The following is a 24,104-nucleotide window of genomic DNA, read 5'->3' on the forward strand; positions in this document are numbered from 1 at the left end:
GACAGTAGATATCGTTTGAGCGCCGTCACCGTGATGCCCTGCAGAGGTGCGCCGACACCGCGCGGTGTCCTACGGCTGGGACATGCCTCATCCGTTGACCTCTTCACGGCGGAGTACCCAGGTTGCGGCTGCGCCACCACCGAGAAGAATGATGAAGGCAACGGTCACACCAATCAGCCATGCCTGGGAGGATCCTTCGGCTCCTTGTGCGTTGGCTGCCGCATCATACTGTGGAATGACCGTCTGCCCATCCGACTGAACCAGGGGTGCTGCCTCGAGAACGGGGGCTGTCATCATCCGGGTGCTTTTCGGATCAGGTTCTTCAGCGGTGGTTTCCGTCGCAGCGGATTCCGGGACTGCAGCCGGCGCCGGAGCTCCCGGTGCGCCCTGCGGGTTGATGCCGGGAGCAGTTCGGGTGGCGGCAGCCCGCGCTGCAGCGGCAACAAGGTCTTCATAGTCCTGCCTGCTGATTCGGTTACCCTCGGAATCGAGGAAGACCAGCACCTCATCAGGGTTGTCCGGGTTCTCCTCCGGCTCCGGTTCCTGTGATGCAGTCTGGCTTGGGGTGACCGAACCATCTGGGGTGTTGCTTCGTGTCTCCGGACCCCAGTTCATGGTCGGAACAGTTGGCATGGGGGAATCCCGAAGGCTGCCGGAGCGGGACGTCGTCTCCTCCACGGCAGCGGTCCTGCTCACCGGAACAGGGCCCGGTTCCAGACCGGGTCCCCAGGTCCATGCTTCAACGGTGCCGGCCTGCGGGGACCGGCCGTGGGCACCCATGTCGCTGTATGTCCAGTTGGACGCGCCGAGCGGGGCATGCCAGTAGGTCCAATAAGCAGAGGCCGGTGACGCGGTGAGACATTTATCCACACTGGCATTGGGGAAACTGTTGATGCGACAGATGAATTCAGGGAACCGCTGGGTGCCCTCAACAGCGAAACCAGCGTTGATCAGGGTCTGGTAGCCAGTACCACCCGCAGGTGAACAGGCAGGAGGGTAGCCCTGGATAAGCACGGTGACTTCATCATCAGAACACGGGGTGGTGGTGGCATTGGCGGTGGGCACCCACGGGGATACAGCCAGTATCAGCGCTCCCACCACGGTGGCGATGACCACCCTGAACAGGTTATGGGTTCTTGTGAGGTTCAACATCATGTGATTCCTATGCCGCTTAGAACTGAGTGGGGAGGAAGGAACCGGGGCTCATGAACCCGATAACTGCGGCGAACACCGCGAGAATGGCGGCGATGCCACCGAAGAGAAGACCGCCATCGGACGATCCGCTGCCGGTTTCGGTTGGCGCGGATGGGGTCGTGGTGGGGTTCGGGGTGGGATTTGGGGTCGGCTCCTCAGTCGGATCCGGCGTCTCGTCCACCTGCACTGAATAGATGGTGGTGGAGTTGGCGTAGTTGCCTCCCACAAACCCGAGAGCTGCCTGCGCGGATGTACGACGCACCTGATCATTGGGTGCGGTGTAGGTGTCCATGTCGCGGGAGCGCCACGCGAAACCGCCCTGGAGGGACTCCACGGCGCTGTCACCGAAACGAACGGAAGTGAGGTACTCATGGGTGCGCTGGAAGTTGTCCAGCTCCCCGGCGGCAGCGAAAGCACCGGCCGCCAGTGCGGTGGTGTTGGCATTCACACCAGAGAAACGGCTGGTGATTCCACCTTCCTCAGTCATGTTGGTACGCAGGTACTGCAGCACATTCTGGGTAGACGGGGCATCTGCACCCTGAACAAGAGCAAGAGCCTGGCCTGCGAGACCGGTGGTGTCAGGATCCACGGAACCACAGTTCGGCGGAACCGCCTGTGACAGCGGAATGCCGCCGTCCGGGCAGATCTGGCTCTCCAGGAAATCAGCGGCTTTCTCAGCGGCGGCAGTCTCACCAGAGCGTGACAGCGCGATGACTGACCAGGCCTGCGAGAAGTTCTGCGCGGCGGAACTGGGTTCACCATTGATTTCGTTCATGAGCTTGCCGTCATCCTGGACTGCGTCCACGAGGTCGTCGACATAGCTGTCGGTGCGCACACCTCTGGTTGATTGCAGCGCCACGATCTTGGCCAGGCGTCCCGCATCAGCCTCGACGTTGCCATCCCCGTAGTCGAAATACAGAAAATCATCCGCATTATCCAGCAACGCTGCATAACTACGGTCGGCCTGATCACTGTGAAGATCAAGAGCATCCAATGCGAAGATCACATCAGCGGTTAATCCGATATCGGTCCAGCCGGTGGGACCGGAGAGCAGGCCGTTGCTGGTGTCCCGCAGCTGGGCGGCCAGGAAATCCCCGGTGATCTGAAGTTCCGCGGTGGTGGGGGGAGTGGCGGCACTGGCCACGGACGGGCTGAACAACGCAGCACCTGTCACTAGGGCGAGTGAAAGCGTGGTTGCACGCGTGCCGGTAAGAGTAGCCATGAAAGGCATGTCCTTTTCTTTGTGGGATACGCTTCTGACGCATTCCCGAGAAAAGGCAGGCAGCCTTGAAACGGGCTGCAGAACCGTAGTCCTCGACGGTTTGGAGCCAACTGTTTCGTCTCAGGTATTCCGACTTAGTGCCTAATAAGCACCACACGGTTGCGGGTCAGCGCCGGATTCACACCGGACTTCCCCTGATGACAAACTGTAGGTAGATGTCACTTTAGAAACTGTGAGCAAGCTGGTCAATACGGACCGCACCCCTGCTGCCCCTGCTGCCTACCCGCACCAATACCTGCGGAAACCCTGGCGAGAATCCTCATATCGGCCCCCACACCGCTCGATGACGCGCCGGGAGGCCGGGTTATCCTCCTTCACCGTCAGCAACACCGGCGAAATCTCCAATTCCCGGGCTTTTTCTAACCCCAGCTCCAGGGCAGCGCTGGCCACACCGCGGTTCCTGGCAGATGGCCGTACGGAATAGCCGATGTGCCCACCAACCTCCAACAAATGAGGGGTCAGTGAGTGCCGGATCGCTAAAAACCCCAGCAACGCCTCTGAAGTGTCCACGATCCAGTAGAAATTACAGTGCACCCACCCCGCCGGTGGTGCGATTGCTCTATCGGCCCACCGCGAACGGTCCTGGAGATACGCCGCGAAAACAGCCCGAGAGAGATCCGGGGTGTGCTCAAAGCCTGATCCGTCCATCGGCCCGTCGCCGAACTCCCTGAGGCAGGTCGCCCAGTCCTCATATCTACCGGCGTCCGGCATTATCAAACGGCGCATGCCCAAAGAATAAATGCTTATCGACGCCCCCGACCATCTAGCACCGCACCGTCGGTGCGGTGCGTGCGCGGGTGGGGTGGTGGGGCGTCGACAAGCGCTATTAAATGGACAGTCCAAATAGGATAATTCAGAAACTTGTGTTATTGCATTAATGTCCTGTACTCTGTCCGTTTGGACTTCGAGCCACACTTAACTCAATAGAGGATCTGTGCCTTTAAGTTCATGTAAACGTAAACAACCTACTTTGTTGTAGGCCCCCCGCCGTTCATTAGCGGTCCGAGTCGGAAATGGTGGCGAGCAAACCGTCTATTGAGGCGGGGAGCGCTAAGTTGCCAGAAAACACACGGTCAACGCTTCAGGTGGGTAGGGAACCCCAACGAGAAAGGCATCAGGTCACTTTCTATGACCATGACTGATCCCATTGCGGACATGCTGTCGCGCGTGCGTAACGCAAACAATGCGCACCATGACACCGTGTCCATGCCATCCTCCAAGCTCAAGGCGAACATCGCTGAGATCCTGAAGCAGGAAGGCTACATTGACACCTACACCGTTGAGGACGCCAAGGTCGGCAAGACCCTGACCCTCGAACTGAAGTACACCGGTAACCGCGTTCGTTCCATCGCTGGACTGCGTCGCGTTTCCAAGCCGGGTCTTCGCGTGTACGCAAAGTCCACCAATCTGCCGCAGGTTCTGGGCGGCCTGGGCGTGGCCATCATCTCCACGTCACAGGGCCTTCTGACCGACCGTCAGGCTACCGAGAAGGGCGTAGGCGGAGAAGTTCTCGCCTACGTCTGGTAAGGGAGGATTGACTAACTATGTCACGTATCGGTAAAAACCCGATTGCCATCCCATCCGGTGTTGAGGTCAAGATCGACGGCCGTCTGGTCGACGTCAAGGGCCCAAAGGGTAACCTGAACGTCACCCTGCCGGAGCCGATCACCGCTTCTGTTGAAGACGGCCAGATCCTCGTCGTCCGTCCGGATGACCACCGCAACAGCCGTTCCATGCACGGTCTCTCCCGCTCCCTGGTGAACAACCTGGTAGTTGGCGTGACCGATGGTTACACCATCAAGATGGAAATCTTCGGTGTCGGCTACCGTGTGGCGCTGAAGGGCAAGGACCTCGAGTTCTCCCTCGGCTACTCACACCCAGTCCTGATCGAAGCTGGCGAGGGCATCACCTTCGCTGTTGATGGCAACACCAAGCTGTCGATCACTGGTATCGACAAGCAGAAGGTTGGACAGGTTGCAGCAGTGATCCGCCGCCTCCGCAAGGATGATCCATACAAGGGTAAGGGCATCCGCTATGAGGGTGAGCAGATCCGCCGCAAGGTCGGAAAGACGGGTAAGTAAGCAATGAGCAATACTGAAAACAAGCAGAAGCGCGTTTCCGTCGGTAAGGACATTGCGACTCGTCGTCGCATTGCCCGTGCACGTCGCCACTTCCGCATTCGCAAGACCCTTCGTGGCACCCCTGAGGCTCCACGTCTGGTCGTCCACCGCTCCTCTCGCCACATGCACGTCCAGATCATTGATGATCTGGCCGGACACACGCTGGCAGCTGCCTCCTCCATCGAGGCAGATGTCCGCGCGGTTGAGGGAGATAAGAAGGCCAAGGGTGCTAAGGTCGGTCAGCTGATCGCCGAGCGCGCCAAGGCAGCCGGCATCGAGCAGGTCGTCTTCGACCGCGCCGGCTACAAGTACCACGGCCGCGTCGCAGCTCTCGCTGACGCCGCACGTGAAGGTGGTCTGAAGTTCTAATGATGACCATTTCTAAGAACATCAACGGAAGGATTGCGTAATGCCGGGACGTGAACGGCGTGACGGCGGTCGATCCGCCGACGAGAACAAGTCGAATGATCGCAACGAGCGTCGTGGCGGAGGCCGCCGCGATGACCGTCGCAATCAGCAGCAGGACGAGCGCTCACAGTACATTGAGCGTGTCGTCACCATCAACCGCGTTTCCAAGGTCGTCAAGGGTGGTCGTCGCTTCAGCTTCACCGCTCTCGTGATCGTTGGCGACGGCCAGGGCATGGTCGGTGTCGGTTACGGCAAGGCCAAGGAAGTTCCAGCAGCTATCCAGAAGGGTGCAGAAGAGGCTCGTAAGAACTTCTTCCGCGTTCCAATGGTTGGCGGAACCATCACCCACCCAGTTCAGGGCGAAGCGGCAGCAGGCATCGTTATGCTGAAGCCAGCTGCTCCAGGTACCGGCGTTATCGCCGGTGGCGCAGCACGTCCAGTTCTTGAGTGCGCTGGTGTTCAGGACATCCTGTCCAAGTCCCTGGGCTCTGACAACGCTATCAACGTCGTCCACGCAACCGTGGATGGCCTGAAGCAGCTGGTCCGTCCTGAAGAGGTCGCTGCCCGTCGTGGCAAGACCGTCGAAGAGGTCGCTCCGGCACGTATTCTGCGCGCCCGCGCAGGTCAGGAGGCTTAAGAAATGGCGCTGAAGATTACCCAGATCAAAGGCACTGCTGGCACCAAGCCAAAGCATCGCGACAATCTTCGTTCCCTCGGTCTGAAGCGTATTCGCCACTCCGTGGTCCGCCCCGATACCGCACAGGTTCGTGGCATGATCCAGGCAGTACGTCACCTGATCGTCGTCGAAGAAGTGGCGGGGGAGTAGGTAACAAATGAGCGATCCAATCAAGCTCCACGATCTGCGCCCTGCAAAGGGCTCAAACAAGGCTAAGACCCGCGTTGGCCGCGGTGAAGCATCCAAGGGTAAGACCGCTGGTCGCGGCACCAAGGGCACCAAGGCACGTAAGCAGGTATCGGCAGCATTCGAAGGTGGCCAGATGCCACTGCAGATGCGCCTGCCTAAGCTGAAGGGCTTCAAGAACCCGAACAAGGTTGACTACCAGGTAGTTAACGTCTCGGACCTCGAGAAGGCATTCCCACAGGGCGGCGACATCGCTGTTGCCGACATCGTGGCTGCCGGCCTCGTTCGCAAGAACGAGCTCGTGAAGGTTCTGGGCAACGGCGACATCAGCGTCAAGCTGAACGTCACCGCCCACAAGTTCTCCGGTTCCGCGAAGGAAAAGATCGAAGCCGCTGGCGGCTCCATCACCAACGCATAAGAATCACTGAGCTTTTTCGCACCGCCTGAGAAGGTAGTGCAACGAGAGACCCCCTTATCCCGGGTGAAAACCGGGGATAAGGGGGTCTCTTTGGCTTGGGGTGTTTAGCGGCTCGGTGGGAGGCTCAAGGTGAATGGGGTGTTCTAGGCAGTGTGAGAGCAAAACCAGTGGGAGAACAAAACTTGGAGTTCTGTAGAGCTATCTTGGGCTTTTGTGGCGGGAAAAGATGGAGATCTCCATCTTTTCCCCCTCCACTCTTATCCAGCGGAGTTGAAGACCCTCAGCTGGGGGGACACGACCAGGCGGCGGCTACTGCTCACACCATCCGGTGGATCGACTTGTAGCTCAGATACGCACTGAGACCTTCGATGCCGTACTCCACACCCATGCCGGAATCATGGCGCCCTCCGAAGGGCGCGGAATGATTGGAGCCGAAGAAGTTGACACCCACGGAACCGGAGTCCACGCGGCGGGCAACCTCGAGGGCGTGCGACTCATCAGCACCGAAGACCAAACCGCCCAGTCCGAACTCGGTGTTGTTGGCGATCTCGATGGCTTCCTCTACACCCTGGGAATCGTCGTATTTCAGGATGGCGATGACCGGCCCGAAAATCTCCTCGGTGGCGATTCGCATCTCAGGGGTGACATCGGCGAACACGGTGGGTTGAATGAACTCGCCGTTCTCCAGACCATCGGTCAGGTCGGTGGCGGCTGTGCCACCAGCCACTGCCCGGGCACCTGCGGCGTGAGCTGATTCGATGTACTCCATGACACCCCGGTACTGGGATGCGGTGGCCACCGGACCGAAAACAGTGGCTTCATCTAACGGATCGCCCTGGGTGCCGGCTGCAATGGTGTCCGCCACGGTTTTCACCACCTCCTCATAACGCGAGGCCGGAGCGATGATGCGGGTGCTGATATAGCAGGTCTGGCCGGTGTTACGCATGCAGGAACGAATCAGCCTTTGGGAAAGAACATCCAAATCCACATCGGGCAGAACAATGGCGGAGGACTTTCCACCGAGTTCCAAGGTGACTGGTCGGAGCAGTTCACCACAGGCAGCGGCAATTTTACGTCCCACCGGGGTGGAACCGGTGAAAGCCACCTTATTCACACCGGGGTGGCGGACCATGGAATCGCCGAAGCCTCCGGAACCGGTCAGCAGGTTGACCACTCCGGCAGGAACTCCTGCTGCATCGACTGCATCCAGGATGAAGCGGATGGATAACGGTGTGGGGGATGCCGGTTTGATGATGGTGGTGCAACCAGCCAACAGTGCGGGTGCCAGTTTGATCACCACCAGGTTGATCGGGAAGTTCCAGGGCGCGATCAGTGCACAGACTCCGATGGGATCCTTGTCCACAATGGATTCTGCACCACCGGCAGGAAAAGGACGGATATCCTCGTTATCCAACCAGGGGGCAAGTGTGGCAAAGTACCGGAAAATTCCGGCTGCGTTGGAGGCCGCGCCACGGGTTTCTGAAATGGGGGAACCGTTCTCCCTGGTATTGGTCAGCGCCAGTATCTCCGCCCGTTTTTCTATCTCATCGGCGATGCGCAGCAGATATCCGGCACGTTCTGCCCCGCTCAGATCACTCCACCCGGGCAAAGCTCGTCGGGCAGCAGCCACAGTGCGGTCCAGCTCCGGCTGGCCGGCTTCGGGGACTGAACCCCACTCCTGACCGGTGGCGGGATCCACCACCGGGTTGCGCTGATCGGTGGTTGCGGGAACCCAGGAGCCGTCAATGTAGAAGTCATTAACGTGGGTATAGGGAAGGTCAAGGGAATCCCGGCGCTGGATGGCGGAGGAGATTGTAGAGGTCATCGGATTGCCTCCGTCCGGAGAAGCGCCTTGGCGCGGGTGAGGTCGGCGTTGGCCATCTGGTGGGCAGCATCGGTGATCAACTCAGGAAGGATCTCCCGGTACAGGCGGTCCACATAATCCGACACCGGCATCCCGAACCAGGATGATGATGCCATTATGCCGGCGCGATCGAAACGCCAAAGTCGGTCACTGTCGCGAACCAGTGCATCTTCTATGGAGTAGGCGACCTGGCGGGTGTCGTGGCCATCGATGATCTCGCAGACCTTCTCCACAAACTCACTGTCATAACCCAAATCGGGCAGGACCCGCCGGGCAACCACACAACCCTCGGCTTCGTGTTCGAAGCGGATGGCGGCCTTGCGCCAGTTGCCGGAGAACCCCTCCGAGATGATGCGGGTTTCATCCACATGGGCCCAACCGGTGTCATGGAGGATGGTGGACACCAGAACCAGTTCACGATCAGCTTCCGGATGGGCATCGCAGAGCCGTGTTGCATAGGCGGCGACTACGGGGAGATGAACGTCATTGCCGCGGGTGCGGGTCTCCGGCTCGATGGCCTTCCACAGTTTCTCGAACCCGGTTGATGGGGTGGCACAGATGGGTTCGGTTACTACCGGGCCATCCGTAGGAATGGGGCGGACTGGGAAATTTTCTTGGAATGCAATGGCGCGGGGATCATCGGCGTGCACACTGGGATCTGCCTTTTCCCAGGCCGGCAGGGTGTTATTCGTCATGATGCGACCTCCAGGTCAACAGCGAGCTTCTTCAGTGGGGTGTTGATGTCTCGGGCCTTGTCGAAGGGGATGTTCTGCCCCTTGGACAGCGCACCCCTGACAGCCATGAAATCGAGTGGGGCGTTGACGCAGTCAGCAGCGATGATCTGGCCATCGCGGTAGTAGAGGACAGAGAATTTCTTCTTCTCCTCATCACGTCGGATCAGGGTCTGGTCATACCCCAGGGTGAGGCCGGCGATCTGGAGTTTCAGATCACCCTGGTTGGACCAGAACCAGGGGATACCGGCATAGGCCTCAGGTTGACCCACCAGTGAATAGGCAGCGATCTTGGCATGCTCGATGGCGTTATTCACACTCTCCAGACGGATGCGCTCACCGTCGGGGGAGCCAGGGATGGGGTTGGGGATATTGGCCACATCGCCGATGGCGATGGTCGTGCCATCAGAGGCCACCGCATGCTCATCAACCACAATGCCGTTATCCACCTGCAGACCCAGCTGTTCGGCTAGTTCTGTATTGGGCAGGACACCGATGCCCACGATGACCAGCTGTGCCTTGATAACAGTGCCGTTAGCAAGCTCGACGCCAGTTAACTGCCCTCCCGAACCCACAAAGCGTTTCATGCGGGCACCCAGCTGGATATCGATGCCACGTTTGCGGTGCTGCTCCAGGAAGAATTCAGCGGTTTCTTCACCCACCGCACGACCGACCAGGCGGGGGCCGTATTCGAGGACGGTGACATTTTTGCCCAATTCCTGCAGTGAACAGGCCGCCTCCAAGCCGATGAAGCCACCGCCGATCACCACGGCGTCCTGCACCTCGCCGATCAAGGCCTTCAACTCAAGGGCGTCATCGGCGTTGCGCAGGTAGGTCACACCCTGCAGATCTGCACCTGGGAGCTCAAGGTAACGGGGGCGCGCACCCACGGCGAGAGCGAGGCGTCGAAAAGCATAGGCATTGCCGTCGTTGCCGGTGGCAACGCCGGAACCATCGGCTTCCTTATCGATGCGCTCAATGCGCACACCCTTGACCAGGGTGATGTTGTGTTCCTCCCAGTACTCATTGGAGCGGAAGATGAGGCGTTCCTTATCGATCTTGCCCTGCAGGAACTCCTTGGACAGTGCCGGACGTTGATAGGGGCGGTGGTCCTCCTCGCCCAACAGGGTGATGGACTCGGTGAAACCGGTGGCCCGCAGGGAGATCGCCAATTGCACACCCGCCTGGTTGGCACCGATGATCAGCAAACCAGTTTCCGTGTTTGTCGTAGTAGTCATGATGTTCTCCTAGACCTGGGTCTCCGGGGTGGTCACACGCAGCTGCATGCCGTCGGTGACTGGGATCTGACAGGACAACCGGGAGCAGTCCTCGCGGTCCACAGCAGCACCCCAGAGCATCTCGTCCTCCATCTCCTCCATGGGGGGAAGTGATTCGAAATCAGCAGGTTCGACGAAAACATGACAGGTGGCGCAGGACAGTGAGCCACCGCATTCGGCGACGATGCCGGGTACACCGTTGCGGACAGCGGTTTCCATGACCGAATCGCCAACGTTCGCCTCAATGGTGCGGGTGTCGCCTGCGTTATCGGTGAAGTGAATGGTTGACATGATGTTCTCCTGGGTCTTTCGTGGGTGGTGATGTGTGAACTAGATGAACTGCGCTAGATGAACTGCGCTAGATAAACCGTGCTAGATGAACTGCGCTAGATGAACTGCGTTAGATGAACTGCGTTAGAGAAACTGCGCTAGAGAAACTGCCGTCCGCCATCGACAACCAGGGTCTGGCCCGTGATGTATCCGGCTTCCGGTGATGCAAGAAATAAGGTGGCGCCGACGATATCCTCGGGTTGGCTGGCGCGTTTGATGGAACCGCGGTCCACGCCGTAGGTGGCGGCATCCTCCATGAGGTTGAGGCTGGCTTCGGTGAGGGTGAAGCCCGGGGCGACGGCGTTGACGGTGATCCCGCGTGCCCCGAGTTCCTTGGCCATGACCCGGGTCAGTGCGATGACACCGCCCTTGGAGGCGACATAGTGCGCCCACTGGGCGGAACCCGACATGACGGTGGCAGAGGAGAGGTTGATGATGCGCGCATTCTCCGCCAGATGTGGGCTGACTGCGCGGGTGACCAGCCACGGGCCCTTGAGGTTGACCCCCATGACCAGATCCCATTCATCCGGGTCGATATCCTCCAACGGTGAGCGGGTGACGGTGGCATAGATCGCGGCGTTGTTGACCACCACGTCGATGGTGCCGCCGCCGAATTCCGCCACGTCTGCGGCCAGTGCATCGGTGGATTCCCGTGAGGTGACATCGACCTGGAAGGCTGCCACCTCCGCGCCTGAGGCGGCGAGCTGAGCTGCGGTTTCCCGTGCACCGTCCAGATTGATATCGGCAACCGCGATCCGGTCACCCTTGTCCGCGAAACCTGCCGCGAAAGCTCGGCCCAACCCACCGGCGGCGCCGGTGATCAGGACGGTGCGGGCGTGATCCTTAGACATGCGCGCCGACTCCCGCTGGCTGGTCGAGCTCAGCGTCGACACCGTGGTGGTGGCTGTGCGCGCCGGGCCCCTCGATCACGGGGGTGTCTTCGTCCACGATGGTGACGGTGCCCTTGGTGCCATCAACCCGCAGGAGCTGACCGGTTGTGATCGTGGTGGAGGCGGAACCGGTGCCGGTGACCGCCGGCAGGCCATACTCGCGGCAGACGATGGCGGCGTGGCTCATCATGCCACCGATATCAGTGACGGTGGCCTTGATCCGGCCGAAGATCGGACCCCACGATGGTGCGGTGACCGGGGCAACCAGGATTTCATCCTGCTGAATCTCGGAAAGATCATCGGCGTCCATGATCACGCGGGCGTAGCCTTCGACGATTCCGGGAGAAGCTGCCATGCCCTTGAGTACACCTTCCTGCGCATCCGCGTCATTGCCCAACCAGGACTGGACCTGCTCGGTGGTGATGCCCCAGAGCATGCGGGTGAAAGGCTCGGTGATCTGCTGCGGTGGGGTGTTGAGTGCAGGTGCCGGGCGTGCGGTCTTCAGCGCCGTGACGATCTTCTTGCGGCGTTCGATCTCCTCCGGCCAGACAACTTTGCCGATCGGGCCACCGGGTGCGCCGACACCCCAGGCGGTGGACAGGTCGAAGAGGACATCGCGGACTTCGGTGCGGTTGAGGTAGAGCAGATCATCCTCGTCCTCCCAGAAGCCATAACCGTGCAGGGTGCGGGAAAGTTCGCGGACCTTGCGCCAGAACACGGACATGGTCCAGTGCTCGATGTAGAAATTATGGTTCTCCACGTATGGGTACGCGGTGGCGGCGAGCTGGCCCTTGGCATCGAACATGGCCAGCTGCTCACCCTCGAGCAGCTCGCGGTACTCGGCTACGATGCGGTCCTTCTCCGCGATGAGTTCTTCCTTCGGACGGGAGATGGTCTGTCCCTCGTCAAGCCGGCGGATGTAGTCGGCGATATAACCCAGTGGTAGTTCCAGGTGCTCGATCCAGTACTTATCATGGCCGTAGAAACCATTGCCCACGGTGAAGTTGAACCATGGATCCTGTGCTTCCTTCCAGCGGGCCAACCACTTATCACCGCCAGGTGCATTCTCGATGGCAGCCAGAGTGGCGGCTGGATCATCCGAATTGGCGAACTGCGCCTGCAGGCCGAGCTCAACAGCCAGCTTGGCAAGGGTCTTGAGCTCGTCATCTGGACGGAAGAGCTCCATGTCCACACCCTGAACCATCGTGGCGATGGACTGATCCGGAATGCCGGGGAAGATCTCCTTGCAGTAGTTGAAGAAGTCCAGGTAAGCGATATAACCGAGGTTGAGGAACTCGAAGTGGTACTGCCAGTTCTGATACGCCAGCTGGATCAGACGGTCATAGTTCTCCAGAAGTACCTCAGTGCCGTCCTTGGCTTTCCCGGAGAGGATGTCCTCCAGCGGGACCATCTCCGGAAGTGGTTTGAACTCTAGGGATTCCAGCTCATCGATGGTACCCAAGACCCGCTTCTTCCAATCCGCGAGCATAGGCTCCCAGTTCTGGAAGTAGTGGGTGATGCGCTCCTGGAAATGCGGCACGCGTTCCGCGATCTGCTCCTCCGGAACCGGAATGGGGGACATGTAGAGATATCCGAGGTGAACGCGGAATTCAATGCCGTTGGCATTCGGGATCATCAGATGGCGGGCGTTGTACTGGCCCAGGCATTTCACGGCGAATTCTCCACCGATGGTCTCAAACGGCTTGAACACGGTTGGCCAGTGCTGGGAATCGCAGAACCAGAACTTTTCGTTCTCCTGTTCCATCAGCTTGTCCTGGAACACCAGGTAGTACGGGTAGATGGACTCCCACCCCTCAGCACCTGCTGGTACTGAAAGATCAGACGGCTTAGGGAAAGACTTGTTACCCATGATGACTCCTAGAGATTAAAAGATGCTTGACGACGAAAAGATGATCGCCGAGGTGGTCTTAATGAAAGGGATTATTTGGCGCCGGTCATTGCGGCGGTGATGGAGCTGAAATCAAAGGCCCCGGTTGGCACTGCTGCGGCAGGGGTGGGGGTTTCCTTCTTCACACCGTTGGAGTGGATGGTCTCGGGGCGGGACTGCAGGAGCAGAAGGTTCTCACCGTCGGGGAGATCAGCGTCGAGGGCCCATTCGATGTCCTGCGGGCATTTGTAATGCTTTTCTGCACGCTTGGCCATCTGTGCGACAGCCTCAAGTTCAGCGTCGGTGAGGCTGCGGATGTCGGCGCGCTCAGGTTCAACGGTCTTTTCCACCAGGGCACCGGCCTGGGGGTCGGGAACCAGCTCGGCATGCTTTTCGCCGATGTGCTCGGAGACAACCTGGAGGGTGATCTTGTCCAGGAGGATATTGTCCGGGGTGACTTCACCGGAGACCACCATTTCACCGACACCCCAGGAGGAATCGATGGTGATCTTGGAGCGGTCCCCGTTGGAGGGATTCATGGTGATGGCCACACCGGCTACCCGTGCATTGACCATCTTCTGGACAACCACGGCCATGGACAGACCTTCATTGGGAATGTTGTTCTTGACGCGGTAGATGATGGCGCGTGAGGTGAACAGCGATGCCCAGCACTGACGGATGTGCTCGGTGACAGCCTGGAGGCCGATCTGCCAGAGGTAGGTGTCCTGTTGGCCGGCGAAGGATGCATCCGGGAGGTCCTCGGCGGTGGCGGAGGAACGTACTGCCACCGGAACTTCTCCGCCACATTTCTCCATCAGTTCATGGAAGGCATTATGGACGGCATTACGGGCATTTTCCGGCACGGGGCGGCTGCACAGTTCATCACGGATGATGGCAGACACACGGTCAACTTCCTTGACGTCATCGGGATTCAGATCGCTGAGGTATTTTTCAATATCCTCGGCCACGCCGGCTTCCCGGATGAACTCATCGAAGGAGGCGGTGGTCACCACGAAACCCGGTGGGACAGGCATATCAGCATCGGTCATGGAAACCAGAGATGCACCCTTGCCGCCCAGAATCTCGAGGAGGGGAGGGAGTCCTTCGTCGAAACGCTGCACAAATGGAATGTTGAGGCTGTTGGTCATGGTTTTTCCTTTGCTTAAGTGTTCCAGGTAACCGGAACTGAGATCGGGACGCGGAAGGACAGGTTGTCCCGGAAATCAACGGGGGAATCACCGGCGAGTTCCAGTGAGGGGATGAGCTTGGTTGCTTCCTCCAGGCAGATCTTCGCCTGCAGTTTGGCCAGCATGTTTCCGAGGCAGTAGTGGATACCGAAACCGAAGGAGAGGTGCTCGCGGGCGTTGGTGCGGGTGATGTCGAAGGATTCGCCGTTTTCGAAGCGCTCTTCATCGCGGTTGGCGGAACCCATGAGGAGCAGCACACCCTCTCCCTTCTTGATCTGAACGCCACCGATCTCAGTGTCCTTGAGCGCCTTGCGACGCCAACCGACGATGGATCCTGAATAGCGCAGCACTTCATCTACAGCGGTCGGGATCTTCTTCGGATCCTCGATCAGTGCATTCCACTGGTCACGGTGGTTCAACAGCACGCGGAAACAGTTGGAGATCAGTGTGGTGGTGGTTTCATGACCGGCGAAGAGGAGGGAATACAAGAGTGAAGCGATCTCATGGTCGGTGATCTCCTGACCGGACTCCTGGGCTCGGACCAGATCAGCGGTGAGGTTGTCGCCACCATTTTCATGGGCATCAGCCACCATGCGCTGGCATTCCTGCCAATACTCCACCAGGTTGTGTGCATGTGGGATCTGCTCTTCATCAGAGAGGTCTCCCCAGGTCATAGCGGCTCGCGCATCTGACCAGCGCTTGTAGGTGTCCACCATGGACACATCCGCGCCGATGAGGGTGAGGATGGTGATGGTGGGGATATCGTAGGCAAGATCAGCGACCATGTCACCGGGAGCGCCGCGGTCCACCATCTTCTCCAGGGCGGCCACCACGTTGGCGCGGATATCTGGTTCGAGGGCCTTGTACCGGCGGGGTGTGAAGGCCTTCTGTGCGATGGCTCGAATGCGGGTGTGCTCCGGTGGGATGCGGGCGGAGAGACCAGAGTAGGCGGTGAAACCACCGTCGGTCATGATCTTCGTGGCCTGGGGGCCCCGCTTTCGGACCGGTGCCTGGGCATTCTCGGAGGAGAAGGTTTCCCAGTCATCGAAGGTGGCCTTGATGTCGTCATAACGGGTGACCACCCAGTAGCCGATGCGTTCATCAAACATGACAGGTTCTTCACGGCGAAGTTCCTCATACGCCGGAAAAGGGTCATTCATATTGAAAGGTTCGTAACCGTGATGGCCGGACGGGCTGGTAGCGGGTGCATCTTGGGTGCCGTGGCCGTAGGGGCAGCCTCCGGAAATGGTGTCGGGTGCCGTGGTGAGGGCCGTGGTTGACTCGGAAGTCATCTCATCTCCTGTCAGGACCTGGCGTGGCGGCGAGAGCCCAGCCAGGTTCATGTTATGAATCACTCTTGGTTCCACATCGTGACGATCATCACGTGTTGTGTTGCTCAATTGTGAACCCGGGGGAGATGAAGATCTAATCCGATTTCCACTCAGTGGAATCGAGGTGGATCGTTCCAGCTAGTTGGCCATGTGTCAGCTCCTGCTTTTCCGGGGCATGTTCCGATGGGAGGCCAACAGTGTGTCCAGAGGGATGTGTGCGGTGGCTTTGGTGATGCGCTGACTTGTTGCCTGGAGTACGGGGAGGAATCGCTCCAAATTTGTCGACTGCGATGTCGGCACCACCACACCGATGGCAGCCCCGAGGCTTCCGGTGTGCCATACGGGAACCGCGATGGACGTGGCGCCGATGCGCTGCTCATCCACGGAAATGGAATATCCCTGCGCCCTGATCTCCTTGAGCTGTTCGGCTAAGACCGCCGGGTCGGTGACGGATTGCTCCGTGGCTGCGCTCAGTTTCAGCTTGAGGTAGGAATCCCTGACCCAGGGTTCGTCGAAGGCGAGGAGTATCTTGCCCACCGCTGTGGAGTGGAGGGAGAGTCTGCCACCCACGCGGGAGGAGCGCGGCACCCTCTTTGACCCGTAGACCCGGTCGATGAGCAGGGCTTCGTTGTTATCGCGGACCACCAACTGGGAGGTCTCTCCAGTGAGTGAGTAGAGATCCTGCACATAAGGCTTGGCAGTGTCACGCAGTTGCCTGCCGGTATTCTGGGCGAGTTCCCAGATGCGCAGACCCAGTTGATAGCGACCATCTGACTTTCGGGTGAGCAGTCCTCCCTCGGTGAGTTCATTCACCAATCTGTGGGTGGTGCTTGCCGGGAGATCCGCCAATTCTGCAATCTCCGTCAGGCCGAGAGGTCGGGTGGATGTCTCGAAAGCGCCCAGGACAGCTATTACCTTTGAGGTGACTGTTCTCCCCGGGGTGCGATTACCGCCTGCCATGAGAGGCTCCTTTGTTTAGGGGTTTCCACTGAGGGTATTTAAGTATTCCCCACTTCTGATTTGTGGATGAGTGGTTGGTGTGGGCCAGCTCGCATTAAATTCATCTCCGTGGAAATTATGTGAACCAGTGGGGGAGGGGTCCGGGATCCGATAGCAGAACCCCTCAGGGTGGGTATGACACGTTTAACAATCCGCCGGTTGAAATGCCGGAACTTAATGGGTGCTGGTAGGGTAAAAAAGTCAATCATGCCCAATTTCTCATTGGGGTAGGACCAGAAACACATTATCCCGCTGCTCACAGGTTGTTTTTCGAGATGAACCGCTGACTAAAACGGGATCCAGGAGGATACGTGTCCGCCATTATCCAGGCATTCAGGGACGCCGATCTGCGCAAGAAGATTCTCTTCACTATTGCAATGATCATTTTGTACCGCATCGGTGCTCAGATCCCATCCCCGGGAGTTGATTACGCATCGATCAGCGGTCGTCTACGCGACCTGACTCAGGATCAGTCGAGTGTCTATTCACTGATCAACCTCTTCTCGGGTGGTGCGCTGCTGCAGCTGTCCGTCTTCGCCATCGGCATCATGCCGTTCATTACGGCGTCGATCATCGTGCAGCTGCTGACCGTGGTGATCCCGCACTTCGAGCAGCTGAAGAAGGAAGGGCAGTCCGGCCAGGCGAAGATGACGCAGTACACCAGGTATCTCACCCTGGCTCTGGCGCTCCTGCAGTCTGCCGGTATTGTCGCGCTCGCCGACCGTGAGCAGCTCCTGGGTGCGGGTATCCGCGTTCTGGATGCGGATCGCACCTTCTTTGACCTGTTGATCCTGGTCATCACCATGACAGCGGGTGCAATCCTGGTCATGTGGCTCGGCGAGCTGATCACGGAGAAGGGCGTGGGCAACGGTATGTCCCTGCTCATCTTCGCGGGTATCGCCACCCGCCTGCCTACCGACGGCATGAACATCCTGGGCAACTCCGGTGGTGTGGTCTTCGCCGTTGTTCTGGCTTCTGTGCTGATCCTGGTCATCGGTGTTGTGTTCGTGGAGCAGGGCCAGCGTCGTATCCCCGTGCAGTATGCAAAGCGCATGGTGGGTCGTCGTCAGTACGGCGGTTCCTCAACCTACCTGCCGCTGAAGGTCAACCAGGCCGGCGTCATCCCCGTGATCTTCGCATCCTCGCTGATCTACATGCCTGTTCTGATCACCCAGATCGTGAACTCGGGTTCCCTCGAGATAACCGATAACTGGTGGCAGCGCAATGTGATCGCCCATCTGCAGACCCCGTCCTCATGGCAGTACATTGTCATGTACTTCGCGCTGACGATCTTCTTCTCCTACTTCTACGTCTCGGTCCAGTATGACCCTGCCGACCAGGCTGAGAACATGAAGAAGTACGGCGGGTTCATCCCCGGTATCCGCCCTGGGCGCCCCACCGCGGAGTACCTCGGTTTCGTTATGAACCGACTTCTCTTCATCGGTTCCCTGTACCTGGCTCTCATCGCCGTTCTGCCAAACATTATGCTGGATCTAGGCGTTGACGCCGGTTCGGCAGGTGCCACCCCATTCGGTGGTACCGCAATTCTGATTCTTGTTTCTGTTGCACTGACAACCGTCAAGCAGATCGAGAGCCAGCTCCTGCAAAGCAACTACGAAGGACTTCTGAAATAATGCGACTCGTACTCCTTGGACCTCCCGGTGCCGGCAAGGGCACCCAGGCCGTCATTCTCTCCGAGAAGCTCGGCATCCCCCATATCTCCACCGGTGATCTGTTCCGTGCAAACATCGGCGAGGGCACCCCACTCGGCATCGAGGCGAAGCAGTACATCGACGCCGGCAAGCTGGTCCCCACCGATGTCACCGCCCGCATGGTCCAGTCCCGCCTCGCAGAGGCTGATGCTGCTGAGGGTTTCCTCCTGGATGGTTTCCCACGCACCGTGGAGCAGGCCGATATCCTGGCCAACCTTCTCGATGAGGCCGGCCAGAATCTGGACGGTGTGGTCAACTACCAGGTGTCCGAGGACGTCGTGGTCGAGCGCATGCTGTCCCGTGGTCGCGCAGACGACAACGAGGAGACCATCCGCACCCGTCTCGGTGTGTACCGCGATGAGACCGCTCCGCTGATCAACCACTACGGTGACAAGATCATCAACATTGAGGCTGAGGGCACCGTTGATGAGATCGGCGCCCGCACCCTCGAGGCACTGGGGAAGTAGTTCCCCTTCAGTCCCTCCCCTGAATGAGACTTCCGCGGGGGACACAGGGACAATGACTCCGGCCGGTACCCGCATCAACCTGTGGGTGACCGGCTGCAGTCATTTTTACTGATAATTACTCCACACACTCTGAATCAGGGAGGATCCCAAAACATGGGTTTCCGTTCGAAGAAACGCGCCATCGCCGCCAAAACCCCGGGCGAGCTTGATGCAATGCAGGCGTCCGGCGAGATCGTCGCGCGCGCTCTGCAGGCGGTCAAGGCCGAAGCGCGGGCAGGCATGACCACCCACGATCTCGACCAGATCGCCGAGGCCGTGATCCGCGATGCCGGGGCCATCCCGACCTTCCTGGGCTACCAGGGTTTCCCCGCGTCGATTTGCACCTCCGTCAATGAGGTCATCGTGCACGGCATCCCCTCCAAGGACGATGTCCTGAAAGACGGAGACTTGGTCTCCGTCGACTGCGGCGCCACATTCGACGGCTGGGTGGGTGACTCGGCGTGGGCATTTGGCATCGGTGAGCTTGACGACGACGTGCAGTCCCTCAACGAAGCCACCGAATGGGTGCTCATGGAAGGTCTCAAGGCGATGGTCCCTGGGAACCGTCTGACTGATGTCTCCCACGCCCTGGAATTGGCCACCCGCAAGGCTGAACAGAAGTTCGGTGTCCACCTGGGCATCGTCGATGGCTACGGCGGGCACGGCATCGGCCGCACCATGCATGAGGATCCCTACCTGGCCAACGAGGGAAAGCCCAACCGCGGGCCGCGGATTCAGGAGGGCTCCGTGCTGGCCATCGAGCCGATGCTCACCCTGGGCACCACTGATTCCGCCGTTCTTGAAGATGACTGGACCGTGGTCACCCTCGACGGTTCCTACGCGGCGCACTGGGAGCACACCGTGGCAGCTACTTCCGGTGGACCACGGATTCTCACACCACGTACCTGAGATAAGCAGAACCGGGTGTGATGCTTGATTGCTTAAGCAAAGGTTTGCGGCCCGCATCTTAAGGCAGCTGGGGTGCGTGGGTGCGAAAATCTTGTGACAAAGCCTGCAGTATTTTCATATTGGCTTATATACTGATTCACATGCAGAAGACATCCCGCACCCAGAAGACCGCCAAACGTGGTGTAACAGCGATTCTCACCACGGTTGCTGCAGCAGCCACCATTTTCGGTGCCGTACCAGCAGCCTCCGCGCAGGACTTCACCGCCGGGAGCTCTGGCATCAACGAAGCCATCGCAGCAGCCACCAATGACGCCCGTGAAGGCGCCTGGGTGACCCGCAACAACCTCCATGCCCAGATTGATCCGATGGGGCCATCAGGCCTCCCGATCAAGCAGGCTGTGGATGGGGCCATCAATGGAGTTTTCCCGGGCCTCCTCGAGGAGAAGGCCGCGGCCAATGAAGCAGCCCGTCGCGCACAAGCTGAGGCAGAAGCTGCCCGGGTGCAGGCTGAGGCGGCACAGCGTGCAGCTGAAGAGGCCGCCCGTTTCAACCGCGGTTCCTGCCCGGCAAGCGCAGATGTCTGCGTGGACATTGACGGCGGACGCTCCTGGCTGCAGGAGAACGGCCAGGTTGTCTACGGAGCCGTTCCTGTTTCCTCAGGTGGAGTCACCCAGGAGACCCCTCGTGGCACCTTCTACATCAACCGCAAGGTGAAGGACGAGGTGTCCTACATCTTCAATAATGCTCCGATGCCGTATGCCATGTACTTCACCTACAACGGCCACGCTTTCCACCAGGGCAACGTCGCACGTACCTCTGCAGGTTGTGTCCGTCTCAATCAGCAGGATGCGATCCACTACTTCAACAATGTCCACATCGGGGACATGGTCTACATTTACTAGCAGACTCAGTTCCAAAGGGCCTTGAAAGTTTCATAAACCAGCGCACCCGGCAGATGACCTGCCGGGTGCGCTGGCTTTATTTCTTTGAGGGTATTTCCGAGAAGTGGCAGGTCGTCGAGCTTTCCGGGGCGGGCAAACCCCTTCCTGAACCCCGGTATGAATTGTGTGGTATGAGGTCATTTGGTATCCGGCTGCAGAACGTGTAACCTTAGACGACGGTGTATGTGCAGTTCGCGTATCACCGCACTTTTGCAGTGGAAAACTTAAGGGGCCGGACGGAAGTCGCGGTCCTGGAAATGTGGAGGATATGGCTAAGGAAGGCGCTATTGAGGTTGAGGGTCGCATTGTCGAACCTCTGCCAAATGCAATGTTCCGTGTCGAGCTCGACAACGGACACAAGGTACTCGCCCACATCAGTGGAAAGATGCGCCAGCACTACATCCGTATCCTTCCTGAGGACCGCGTTGTTGTAGAGCTCTCGCCCTACGACCTTACTCGCGGTCGTATCGTTTACCGCTACAAGTAAATCTTTAAGCCTCCGTACTTCAGGGCGCAGGCGGGGCATCCGTCTGTGCTGACACACCTCCAGGTAACGATGGCTGGAGCCTTGCGAATCACAACCCACATCCCGGTTTCCGTCCGGGGAAAGCGTTGTTTGGCGAGGACGAATGCGGAGAAAACCATCGCAACAACCGGAAAGGTTACTGCCATATGGCACGTCTAGCTGGTGTTGACCTCCCGCGCAACAAGCGCATGGAAGTCGCTCTCACCTACATCTACGGCATCGGCCCAGCCCGAGCCAAGCAGCTTCTCGAGGAGACCGGCGTCTCTCCTGACCTGCGCACCGACAACCTCACGGACGAGCAGATCGCTTCCCTTCGTGACGTCATTGAAGCCACCTGGAAGGTAGAGGGTGACCTCCGCCGCGAGGTGCAGGCTGATATCCGTCGCAAGATCGAGATCGGTTCCTACCAGGGTCTGCGTCACCGTCGTGGCCTTCCTGTTCGTGGTCAGCGCACCAAGACCAATGCACGTACACGCAAGGGTCCTAAGAAGACGATCGCCGGAAAGAAGAAGTAGAAAATGCCTCCTAAAGCACGCTCTGGCGCGCGCCGTACAGGCCGTCGCGTCGTAAAGAAGAATGTGGCCCAGGGCCACGCATACATCAAGTCCACCTTTAACAACACCATCGTGTCAATCACCGACCCGAGCGGCGCCGTTATCTCCTGGGCTTCATCTGGACACGTCGGATTCAAGGGCTCACGTAAGTCCACTCCGTTCGCTGCTCAGATGGCCGCTGAGAACGCTGCCCGCAAGGCAATGGATCACGGCATGAAGAAGGTTGACGTTTTCGTCAAGGGCCCAGGCTCGGGTCGCGAAACCGCTATCCGTTCCCTCCAGGCCGCCGGCCTCGAGGTCAGCTCGATCTCCGACGTGACTCCACAGCCACACAACGGCTGCCGTCCGGCGAAGCGCCGTCGCGTTTAATAGGGAAGGAAGAGGATAAATAATGGCTCGTTATACCGGCCCAGCAACCCGTAAATCCCGTCGCCTGCGCGTCGACCTCATCGGCGGAGACATGGCCTTTGAGCGTCGCCCGTACCCTCCGGGACAGGCAGGACGCGCACGAATCAAGGAATCTGAGTACCTGCTGCAGCTCCAGGAGAAGCAGAAGGCTCGTTTCATCTATGGCGTCATGGAGAAGCAGTTCCGTCGCTACTACGCCGAGGCAAACCGTCGCCCGGGCAAGACCGGTGAAAACCTGGTCGTTCTGCTCGAGTCCCGCCTCGACAACGTCGTTTACCGCGCAGGTCTCGCACGCACCCGCCGCCAGGCACGTCAGCTCGTCTCCCACGGCCACTTCCAGGTCAACGGCAAGGCAGTCGACGTTCCGTCCTTCCGCGTTTCTCAGTACGACATCATCGATGTCCGTGAGAAGTCACAGAAGATGAACTGGTACGAAGAGGCTCAGGATAACCTCGTCGACGCCATCGTTCCGGCATGGCTGCAGGTCGTTCCGGCATCCCTGCGCATCCTCGTGCACCAGCTGCCCGAGCGTGCTCAGATCGACGTTCCGCTGCAGGAGCAGCTCATCGTCGAGTTTTACTCGAAGTAATTTCTGCGCGAGCCCGCCGCATCCGGTCGGGCTCATGCAGGGGTCTCTTCGGTACTTCATCATCCTTTCCGTCTACCGACGTCAAATAGTGGGCGTCACATTAGGAGAGTTCAATGCTCATTTCACAGCGACCAACCCTCACCGAGGAATTCGTCGATTCTTCCCGTTCCAAGTTCATCATTGAGCCACTGGAGCCCGGTTTCGGCTACACCCTCGGTAACTCCCTCCGCCGCACCCTGCTGTCCTCCATTCCCGGAGCTGCAGTCACCAGCGTGAAGATCGGTGGCGTTCTCCACGAGTTCACCACCATCAACGGTATCAAGGAGGATGTCTCTGACATCATCCTGAATATCAAGGGACTGGTTCTGTCCTCCGACTCTGATGAGCCGGTGGTCATGCATCTGGCCAAGGAAGGTCCGGGTCTCGTCACTGCTGGCGATATCCAGCCACCCGCCGGTGTGGAGATCCATAACCCGGATCTGCACATCGCCACCCTGAACGAGACTGCAAAGCTGGAAATCGAGTTCGTCGTCGAGCGTGGACGTGGCTACGTCCCGTCCACCATGACCGCTACCGGTGGTGACATCGGCCGTATCCCGGTCGATCAGATCTACTCCCCGGTTTTGAAGGTCAGCTACAAGGTTGAGGCCACTCGTGTTGAGCAGCGCACCGACTTCGACAAGCTGATCATTGACGTCGAGACCAAGAACTCCATCTCCGCACGTGACGCCCTGGCGTCGGCAGGCAAGACCCTGGTTGAGCTGTTCGGCCTCGCTCGCGAGCTGAACACCGCAGCTGAAGGCATCGAGATCGGACCCTCCCCACAGGAGACCGAGTACATCGCCGCCTACAGCATGCCGATCGAGGATCTGGACTTCTCCGTCCGTTCCTACAACTGCCTCAAGCGCGAGGACATCCACACCGTGGGTGAACTTGCTGAGCGTGCTGAGTCCGATCTGCTGGATATCCGCAACTTCGGACAGAAGTCGATCAATGAGGTCAAGATCAAGCTCGCTGGCCTGGGTCTCACCCTGAAGGATGCTCCTGAAGACTTCGATCCATCCACCCTGGAAGGCTATGACGCCGAGACCGGTGGCTACATCGATGTTGAGCCGGAAGATTCCGAGTAATTCGCAATAGGCCCCTCCGGCCGCGCTCACAACATACGTACACGAGGA

General features: G+C 59.1%; 27 protein-coding genes and 1 riboswitch. Of the genes, 15 read left to right on the forward strand and 12 right to left on the reverse strand.

Translation table 11 applies throughout. The features are described 5' to 3' along the window. Window positions 1-87: 87 nt before the first annotated feature. From CFAEC_RS02245 to CFAEC_RS02255, 3 genes are all read right to left on the reverse strand, one after another. Complete coding sequence (locus tag CFAEC_RS02245) at window positions 88-1,155, reverse strand: oxidoreductase (protein ID WP_290278402.1); 1,068 nt, start codon at window positions 1,153-1,155, stop codon at window positions 88-90. Between the two features lie 16 nt (window positions 1,156-1,171). Then, a complete protein-coding gene (locus tag CFAEC_RS02250; protein ID WP_290278405.1) occupies window positions 1,172-2,416 on the reverse strand; it encodes a prenyltransferase/squalene oxidase repeat-containing protein in 1,245 nt (414 codons plus the stop codon). Window positions 2,417-2,486: 70 nt separating this feature from the next. Continuing rightward, a riboswitch (adenosylcobalamin (AdoCbl) riboswitch) is annotated at window positions 2,487-2,635 on the reverse strand. Window positions 2,636-2,695: 60 nt separating this feature from the next. After that, window positions 2,696-3,202 (reverse strand): GNAT family N-acetyltransferase, encoded by a 507-nt coding sequence (locus tag CFAEC_RS02255; RefSeq protein WP_290278407.1) that lies wholly within the window; start codon window positions 3,200-3,202, stop codon window positions 2,696-2,698. Between the two features lie 402 nt (window positions 3,203-3,604). On the opposite strand from CFAEC_RS02255, the gene rpsH reads away from it, so the two are divergent. The 6 genes from rpsH to rplO are packed head-to-tail and all read left to right on the forward strand — an operon-like array spanning window position 3,605 to window position 6,284. Beyond that, window positions 3,605-4,003, forward strand: a complete 399-nt coding sequence (rpsH, locus tag CFAEC_RS02260; protein ID WP_290278409.1) for a 30S ribosomal protein S8 — start codon at window positions 3,605-3,607, stop codon at window positions 4,001-4,003. Between the two features lie 17 nt (window positions 4,004-4,020). After that, window positions 4,021-4,557, forward strand: a complete 537-nt coding sequence (gene rplF / locus CFAEC_RS02265; protein WP_290278411.1) for a 50S ribosomal protein L6 — start codon at window positions 4,021-4,023, stop codon at window positions 4,555-4,557. A 3-nt stretch (window positions 4,558-4,560) separates the two neighbouring features. Next, window positions 4,561-4,965 (forward strand): 50S ribosomal protein L18, encoded by a 405-nt coding sequence (gene rplR, locus CFAEC_RS02270; protein WP_290278413.1) that lies wholly within the window; start codon window positions 4,561-4,563, stop codon window positions 4,963-4,965. A 40-nt stretch (window positions 4,966-5,005) separates the two neighbouring features. Further along, entirely contained in the window at window positions 5,006-5,641 is a 636-nt protein-coding gene (rpsE, locus tag CFAEC_RS02275; RefSeq protein ID WP_290278416.1) for a 30S ribosomal protein S5, read from the forward strand. Window positions 5,642-5,644: 3 nt separating this feature from the next. Next, complete coding sequence (gene rpmD / locus CFAEC_RS02280) at window positions 5,645-5,830, forward strand: 50S ribosomal protein L30 (protein WP_290278419.1); 186 nt, start codon at window positions 5,645-5,647, stop codon at window positions 5,828-5,830. Window positions 5,831-5,837: 7 nt separating this feature from the next. Further along, window positions 5,838-6,284 (forward strand): 50S ribosomal protein L15, encoded by a 447-nt coding sequence (rplO, locus tag CFAEC_RS02285; RefSeq protein ID WP_290278420.1) that lies wholly within the window; start codon window positions 5,838-5,840, stop codon window positions 6,282-6,284. Between the two features lie 316 nt (window positions 6,285-6,600). Here rplO and CFAEC_RS02290 read toward each other — a convergent pair whose 3' ends face one another. From CFAEC_RS02290 to CFAEC_RS02330, 9 genes are all read right to left on the reverse strand, one after another. Beyond that, the gene (locus tag CFAEC_RS02290; RefSeq protein WP_290278422.1) at window positions 6,601-8,109 is read right to left on the reverse strand and encodes an aldehyde dehydrogenase family protein; all 1,509 of its coding nucleotides are present in this window, start codon (window positions 8,107-8,109) and stop codon (window positions 6,601-6,603) included. After that, a complete protein-coding gene (locus tag CFAEC_RS02295) occupies window positions 8,106-8,843 on the reverse strand; it encodes an HD domain-containing protein (RefSeq protein WP_290278423.1) in 738 nt (245 codons plus the stop codon). Before CFAEC_RS02295 ends, CFAEC_RS02290 begins: the two co-directional genes overlap by 4 nt. Then, entirely contained in the window at window positions 8,840-10,117 is a 1,278-nt protein-coding gene (locus CFAEC_RS02300) for an NAD(P)/FAD-dependent oxidoreductase (RefSeq protein ID WP_290278425.1), read from the reverse strand. The genes CFAEC_RS02295 and CFAEC_RS02300 overlap by 4 nt, the downstream gene beginning before the upstream one ends. A gap of 9 nt (window positions 10,118-10,126) precedes the next feature. Continuing rightward, on the reverse strand, window positions 10,127-10,447 hold the full coding sequence (locus CFAEC_RS02305) for a 2Fe-2S iron-sulfur cluster-binding protein (protein WP_290278428.1): 321 nt from the start codon (window positions 10,445-10,447) through the stop codon (window positions 10,127-10,129). A 137-nt stretch (window positions 10,448-10,584) separates the two neighbouring features. Then, window positions 10,585-11,337, reverse strand: coding sequence for an SDR family NAD(P)-dependent oxidoreductase (locus CFAEC_RS02310; RefSeq protein ID WP_290278429.1), 753 nt, complete (start codon window positions 11,335-11,337; stop codon window positions 10,585-10,587). After that, a complete protein-coding gene (locus CFAEC_RS02315) occupies window positions 11,330-13,246 on the reverse strand; it encodes a PEP-utilizing enzyme (protein ID WP_290278432.1) in 1,917 nt (638 codons plus the stop codon). The genes CFAEC_RS02310 and CFAEC_RS02315 overlap by 8 nt, the downstream gene beginning before the upstream one ends. 71 nt (window positions 13,247-13,317) lie before the next feature. Then, a complete protein-coding gene (locus CFAEC_RS02320) occupies window positions 13,318-14,412 on the reverse strand; it encodes a PEP/pyruvate-binding domain-containing protein (protein WP_290278434.1) in 1,095 nt (364 codons plus the stop codon). A 14-nt stretch (window positions 14,413-14,426) separates the two neighbouring features. After that, window positions 14,427-15,743: a cytochrome P450 gene (locus CFAEC_RS02325; RefSeq protein ID WP_290278436.1), complete on the reverse strand. Its 1,317-nt coding sequence runs from the start codon at window positions 15,741-15,743 to the stop codon at window positions 14,427-14,429. Between the two features lie 192 nt (window positions 15,744-15,935). Continuing rightward, window positions 15,936-16,742, reverse strand: a complete 807-nt coding sequence (locus tag CFAEC_RS02330) for an IclR family transcriptional regulator (protein ID WP_290278438.1) — start codon at window positions 16,740-16,742, stop codon at window positions 15,936-15,938. A 350-nt stretch (window positions 16,743-17,092) separates the two neighbouring features. Here CFAEC_RS02330 and secY point away from each other — a divergent pair, with 350 nt between their 5' ends. From secY to CFAEC_RS02375, 9 genes are all read left to right on the forward strand, one after another. Continuing rightward, window positions 17,093-18,415 carry a preprotein translocase subunit SecY gene (secY, locus tag CFAEC_RS02335; protein ID WP_290278440.1) on the forward strand — a complete coding sequence of 441 codons (1,323 nt, stop codon included), beginning with the start codon at window positions 17,093-17,095 and terminating at the stop codon, window positions 18,413-18,415. Further along, window positions 18,415-18,960, forward strand: a complete 546-nt coding sequence (locus CFAEC_RS02340) for an adenylate kinase (RefSeq protein ID WP_290278442.1) — start codon at window positions 18,415-18,417, stop codon at window positions 18,958-18,960. The genes secY and CFAEC_RS02340 overlap by 1 nt, the downstream gene beginning before the upstream one ends. 153 nt (window positions 18,961-19,113) lie before the next feature. Continuing rightward, window positions 19,114-19,908 carry a type I methionyl aminopeptidase gene (gene map, locus CFAEC_RS02345; protein WP_290278444.1) on the forward strand — a complete coding sequence of 265 codons (795 nt, stop codon included), beginning with the start codon at window positions 19,114-19,116 and terminating at the stop codon, window positions 19,906-19,908. A 140-nt stretch (window positions 19,909-20,048) separates the two neighbouring features. Further along, complete coding sequence (locus tag CFAEC_RS02350) at window positions 20,049-20,810, forward strand: L,D-transpeptidase (RefSeq protein ID WP_290278446.1); 762 nt, start codon at window positions 20,049-20,051, stop codon at window positions 20,808-20,810. A gap of 307 nt (window positions 20,811-21,117) precedes the next feature. Further along, window positions 21,118-21,336 carry a translation initiation factor IF-1 gene (gene infA, locus CFAEC_RS02355; protein ID WP_003854422.1) on the forward strand — a complete coding sequence of 73 codons (219 nt, stop codon included), beginning with the start codon at window positions 21,118-21,120 and terminating at the stop codon, window positions 21,334-21,336. Between the two features lie 185 nt (window positions 21,337-21,521). Beyond that, complete coding sequence (gene rpsM, locus CFAEC_RS02360; RefSeq protein WP_290278448.1) at window positions 21,522-21,890, forward strand: 30S ribosomal protein S13; 369 nt, start codon at window positions 21,522-21,524, stop codon at window positions 21,888-21,890. A 3-nt stretch (window positions 21,891-21,893) separates the two neighbouring features. Then, window positions 21,894-22,298: a 30S ribosomal protein S11 gene (rpsK, locus tag CFAEC_RS02365; RefSeq protein ID WP_290278450.1), complete on the forward strand. Its 405-nt coding sequence runs from the start codon at window positions 21,894-21,896 to the stop codon at window positions 22,296-22,298. Window positions 22,299-22,320: 22 nt separating this feature from the next. Beyond that, window positions 22,321-22,926 carry a 30S ribosomal protein S4 gene (gene rpsD / locus CFAEC_RS02370; protein WP_290278452.1) on the forward strand — a complete coding sequence of 202 codons (606 nt, stop codon included), beginning with the start codon at window positions 22,321-22,323 and terminating at the stop codon, window positions 22,924-22,926. Window positions 22,927-23,039: 113 nt separating this feature from the next. Further along, window positions 23,040-24,056, forward strand: coding sequence for a DNA-directed RNA polymerase subunit alpha (locus tag CFAEC_RS02375; protein WP_290278454.1), 1,017 nt, complete (start codon window positions 23,040-23,042; stop codon window positions 24,054-24,056). Window positions 24,057-24,104: the final 48 nt, after the last annotated feature.

The organism is Corynebacterium faecale (genome assembly GCF_030408735.1).
Lineage (GTDB): Bacteria > Actinomycetota > Actinomycetes > Mycobacteriales > Mycobacteriaceae > Corynebacterium > Corynebacterium faecale.

Bases quoted from the DNA above. Each gene is read 5' to 3' on its own strand.
- CFAEC_RS02245 (WP_290278402.1), bottom strand. From the start codon at position 1,155: ATGATGTTGAACCTCACAAGAACCCATAACCTGTTCAGGGTGGTCATC.
- CFAEC_RS02250 (WP_290278405.1), bottom strand. From the start codon at position 2,416: ATGGCTACTCTTACCGGCACGCGTGCAACCACGCTTTCACTCGCCCTA.
- CFAEC_RS02255 (WP_290278407.1), bottom strand. From the start codon at position 3,202: ATGCGCCGTTTGATAATGCCGGACGCCGGTAGATATGAGGACTGGGCG.
- rpsH (WP_290278409.1), top strand. From the start codon at position 3,605: ATGACCATGACTGATCCCATTGCGGACATGCTGTCGCGCGTGCGTAAC.
- rplF (WP_290278411.1), top strand. From the start codon at position 4,021: ATGTCACGTATCGGTAAAAACCCGATTGCCATCCCATCCGGTGTTGAG.
- rplR (WP_290278413.1), top strand. From the start codon at position 4,561: ATGAGCAATACTGAAAACAAGCAGAAGCGCGTTTCCGTCGGTAAGGAC.
- rpsE (WP_290278416.1), top strand. From the start codon at position 5,006: ATGCCGGGACGTGAACGGCGTGACGGCGGTCGATCCGCCGACGAGAAC.
- rpmD (WP_290278419.1), top strand. From the start codon at position 5,645: ATGGCGCTGAAGATTACCCAGATCAAAGGCACTGCTGGCACCAAGCCA.
- rplO (WP_290278420.1), top strand. From the start codon at position 5,838: ATGAGCGATCCAATCAAGCTCCACGATCTGCGCCCTGCAAAGGGCTCA.
- CFAEC_RS02290 (WP_290278422.1), bottom strand. From the start codon at position 8,109: ATGACCTCTACAATCTCCTCCGCCATCCAGCGCCGGGATTCCCTTGAC.
- CFAEC_RS02295 (WP_290278423.1), bottom strand. From the start codon at position 8,843: ATGACGAATAACACCCTGCCGGCCTGGGAAAAGGCAGATCCCAGTGTG.
- CFAEC_RS02300 (WP_290278425.1), bottom strand. From the start codon at position 10,117: ATGACTACTACGACAAACACGGAAACTGGTTTGCTGATCATCGGTGCC.
- CFAEC_RS02305 (WP_290278428.1), bottom strand. From the start codon at position 10,447: ATGTCAACCATTCACTTCACCGATAACGCAGGCGACACCCGCACCATT.
- CFAEC_RS02310 (WP_290278429.1), bottom strand. From the start codon at position 11,337: ATGTCTAAGGATCACGCCCGCACCGTCCTGATCACCGGCGCCGCCGGT.
- CFAEC_RS02315 (WP_290278432.1), bottom strand. From the start codon at position 13,246: ATGGGTAACAAGTCTTTCCCTAAGCCGTCTGATCTTTCAGTACCAGCA.
- CFAEC_RS02320 (WP_290278434.1), bottom strand. From the start codon at position 14,412: ATGACCAACAGCCTCAACATTCCATTTGTGCAGCGTTTCGACGAAGGA.
- CFAEC_RS02325 (WP_290278436.1), bottom strand. From the start codon at position 15,743: ATGACTTCCGAGTCAACCACGGCCCTCACCACGGCACCCGACACCATT.
- CFAEC_RS02330 (WP_290278438.1), bottom strand. From the start codon at position 16,742: ATGGCAGGCGGTAATCGCACCCCGGGGAGAACAGTCACCTCAAAGGTA.
- CFAEC_RS02340 (WP_290278442.1), top strand. From the start codon at position 18,415: ATGCGACTCGTACTCCTTGGACCTCCCGGTGCCGGCAAGGGCACCCAG.
- map (WP_290278444.1), top strand. From the start codon at position 19,114: ATGGGTTTCCGTTCGAAGAAACGCGCCATCGCCGCCAAAACCCCGGGC.
- CFAEC_RS02350 (WP_290278446.1), top strand. From the start codon at position 20,049: ATGCAGAAGACATCCCGCACCCAGAAGACCGCCAAACGTGGTGTAACA.
- infA (WP_003854422.1), top strand. From the start codon at position 21,118: ATGGCTAAGGAAGGCGCTATTGAGGTTGAGGGTCGCATTGTCGAACCT.
- rpsM (WP_290278448.1), top strand. From the start codon at position 21,522: ATGGCACGTCTAGCTGGTGTTGACCTCCCGCGCAACAAGCGCATGGAA.
- rpsK (WP_290278450.1), top strand. From the start codon at position 21,894: ATGCCTCCTAAAGCACGCTCTGGCGCGCGCCGTACAGGCCGTCGCGTC.
- rpsD (WP_290278452.1), top strand. From the start codon at position 22,321: ATGGCTCGTTATACCGGCCCAGCAACCCGTAAATCCCGTCGCCTGCGC.
- CFAEC_RS02375 (WP_290278454.1), top strand. From the start codon at position 23,040: ATGCTCATTTCACAGCGACCAACCCTCACCGAGGAATTCGTCGATTCT.